6 protein-coding genes are annotated in these 2,701 nt (G+C 67.7%); all 6 read right to left on the bottom strand.

Going from position 1 to position 2,701, the window contains the following annotated elements; all coding sequences use genetic code 11:
- Positions 1 to 273 precede the first annotated feature (273 nt).
- Complete coding sequence (locus tag C693_RS0112165) at positions 274 to 636, bottom strand: hypothetical protein (protein WP_017462554.1); 363 nt, start codon at positions 634 to 636, stop codon at positions 274 to 276.
- Between the two features lie 53 nt (positions 637 to 689).
- Positions 690 to 932 (bottom strand): hypothetical protein, encoded by a 243-nt coding sequence (locus C693_RS0112160; RefSeq protein ID WP_017462553.1) that lies wholly within the window; start codon positions 930 to 932, stop codon positions 690 to 692.
- A gap of 76 nt (positions 933 to 1,008) precedes the next feature.
- Positions 1,009 to 1,359 (bottom strand): hypothetical protein, encoded by a 351-nt coding sequence (locus C693_RS0112155; RefSeq protein WP_017462552.1) that lies wholly within the window; start codon positions 1,357 to 1,359, stop codon positions 1,009 to 1,011.
- Between the two features lie 432 nt (positions 1,360 to 1,791).
- Entirely contained in the window at positions 1,792 to 2,019 is a 228-nt protein-coding gene (locus C693_RS0112150) for a hypothetical protein (protein WP_017462551.1), read from the bottom strand.
- A complete protein-coding gene (locus tag C693_RS0112145; protein ID WP_017462550.1) occupies positions 2,016 to 2,216 on the bottom strand; it encodes a hypothetical protein in 201 nt (66 codons plus the stop codon). Before C693_RS0112145 ends, C693_RS0112150 begins: the two co-directional genes overlap by 4 nt.
- 70 nt (positions 2,217 to 2,286) lie before the next feature.
- The coding region (locus tag C693_RS0112140) for a hypothetical protein (protein WP_206740658.1) at positions 2,287 to 2,701 on the bottom strand (415 nt) is incomplete at its 5' end.

Here is a 2,701-nt window from a genome sequence, read left to right as displayed (position 1 = left end):
GCGCCTGGTCTGTATCGCGGCAGGAGGTAGCGGCAAGCCTGCAGGGCGCGGCCGGTGCCCCTGTCTACCGCAGGACGCCCGGCAGCAGCCGGGGGGAGGGCGTGATCGGCGGCGCCGCCGCCGGCATCGCATGGCCGTGCGCCGCGCGGCCGTGCACGGGCGGACCGGGTTCGAGGCCGGGGCTGCCCGTTGGTGACCAGCGGGAGCTGGCCGCCGCGCAAAGACCGCTCGATGCGGCCGCATGCGCTCGATCGCGTCGCGATCGGGAGGTCGTCACTGGCGCATCGCTGCAAGGGACGCGCGTAGTCCCTCGATGGCCGGCGAATCCGCGCGGCCAGATTCTTCTGCCCGCGTGATCGCGTCTTCCCATGCGCGGAGCAAATCCGCGACGTCGAGGTCGTCGTCGCGCTTCGGTTCGGCAAGCATGCCGGCGCCCTTGCATGTCGCGCACCAGGTCGCGTCTACGCCAGAACAGTCGGGGCACTGCAGCCGCTGCCAGAAGCGGCGGTGCATGAAGCACCCGAGGCCGCAGTGGTAACAAACGATCCCCGTTTGATCGAGCGTGATGCAGGACCGACCGCACGCGTCGCACAGTGCCGGCGCGGTCATGGCCGTGTTACGGGGATCGCCTTTCATGGGCGCGATCCTAGCGCCCCGCCGCGCCCAGGTGGGCGCGGCGCCGGACCTGGTTAGGCAGGCATCGCGGCGATCGCCTGTTGGCGCTCCTCAGGCGTCGGGATCCGCTTCAGGGATGCCCAGCCATTGGCGAGGAAGGACTGCCGGCTACCGAAGCGGCAGACCTCAAGGAAAGAGCCGTCGCTGAAGCTGTACACGGTCACACCCGTGAAGCCTCCAGCGTCGTACGGCTTGATGGACTTGGCGGTGGCCTCGATCTGCCACATCGGCTTGTTCACCAGCAGCTCTGCGATCATCACGGGTCGGGCACTCCGGGTAACGGTGTTCGGTGGTTGCGATGCCGGCGACGTCCGCCGGCATCGTTGGTCGGGATCAGTCGATGGGATGCGCGGCAGACCACGCGGACCAGATGCTCTCGGCCAGGTCGTTGGCGGAGTGGTCGCAGATCAAGTCGCCGGGGCTGTTGCCGTAGACCAGGACGAAGTTCGCCACCACGTCGCCGTTGGCGTCGCGAAGGCGCAGCGTGTCGCTATCGGTCGATCCCATCGCGGCCAGTACCTCAGCGCTGCTGGTGCTGCGCTTCAAGGGCCAGTCCCCCCCGTCATAGACGCTGATGGTCAGTCCGCGATCGAGGATCAGGTTGACGAGCGTTTTCGCCTCACGGCGCTCGAACTCGCGGTTGTGCGGCATGTATGTCGGTGCGGTCGTGGTTGCGTCGGTCATCGGTCTAGCTCCTTGGTTGCGTGAGGGCGGAAGCGAAGCGGCCCTAAGGCCGCTGCCAGCTTCCGAACGGGAGCAGAAAGAGCCGGCGCAGGTGCCGGCGTCAGGGGGCAGTCGAAGGCTGCAGGCGCGGAGGCTGGAGCGGCCCGCAGCGCAGCGAGGACACGGGCCTCCGCACCGGCCCTTGACGCGGCAGGCATCTGCAGAGGCGGCAGGGGGAGCCGCCGGGGGCTGCGTAGCGGCTGCCGGTGGGGGAGTAGGGAGCGTGTGCGACCGAATCCACCCAGGGCGCCCACAGGCGCGTCGTTGGCTCGCAGCTGGCCAACCTGGCCAGCGAGAGACGTATCGACGCAGGAGAGCCCCGAACCTGGTCGGGGCTCCCTGTCCTGGGCAGGCGCTGCCCGGTTGCCGGGAAGCCCCTGCCCGGCGTGCCTTCTAGCGTGACGGATTGCCATGTGCCACATCGAGCCGGCGCCGCGCCTTGGCCACGTTCAGGCCAACGCGTGCCTCCATGTCATCGAGCATCGCGAAGCACTGTGCGGGATCGTCGAGCGCTTCCACCTGCTCGCTATCCAGTGGCTCCAAGCCAAGTCGCCCGCACTCGCGATCGAGAAGATCGCGAGCGGCCTCGATGCACCGGGTCCGGTCGCTGGCCGCGCTCATGCGGAAGCTGCCGGCCGGGTAGGCTGACCGACCAGCTCGGTGTGGAGGTTGGACTCGATCAGCGCGTTGCGCTGGCAGTAGTCCGCATGATCGACATAGCCATAGCGCCGGCAGAAGATGTCCCGTGCCTCGGCCGCGTCGTGGGTCGCCACGGTGGTCTTGCTGTGCTGACTGGGATGCCAAACGTTGATCGCCATGGTGCTCTGCTCCTTTGCTATTCGGTGGCGAGACGGAGCGCTGAATCGCTCCGTCCGTGGATTGGCTCGATCAGCTGGTGATCTCGCTGTGCTCCATCTCCGCGATCAGCTTCCGCGCGTAGTGCTCTGCGGGCTGAGCGGTCCCGGCATACAGCGCCAGCGCGAACTGCTCGCCGAACGGCTCGGCGACCTCATACGGGAACACGCCCGACAGCTCGCGCCCTTCGACCAGCTGGTCAAGCAAAGCGGCGTGCGAAACCACTTCGGAGACAAACCCGATTTCCCCATTCCACTGGTCCAAGTCGTACGGTTTGCTGTCGGCGCGGATTTGGAGCAGCGCGCTTTCGACGCCCATGGCGACGTAGGCGATGGTCAGGGGGTCAGCTTCGATCGGCAGGTGAGGCATGGGGTCTTGCTCCTTAGGTTGTTGAGGCGGGAACCGAGCGCCTTGGCGCCGCGGTTCCTGGATGGGCACCATCACCAGC

It is taken from the genome of Dyella ginsengisoli LA-4 (assembly GCF_000334915.1).
Taxonomy (GTDB): domain Bacteria; phylum Pseudomonadota; class Gammaproteobacteria; order Xanthomonadales; family Rhodanobacteraceae; genus Dyella_A; species Dyella_A ginsengisoli_A.
This window is presented reverse-complemented; position numbering and strand designations above follow the sequence as displayed.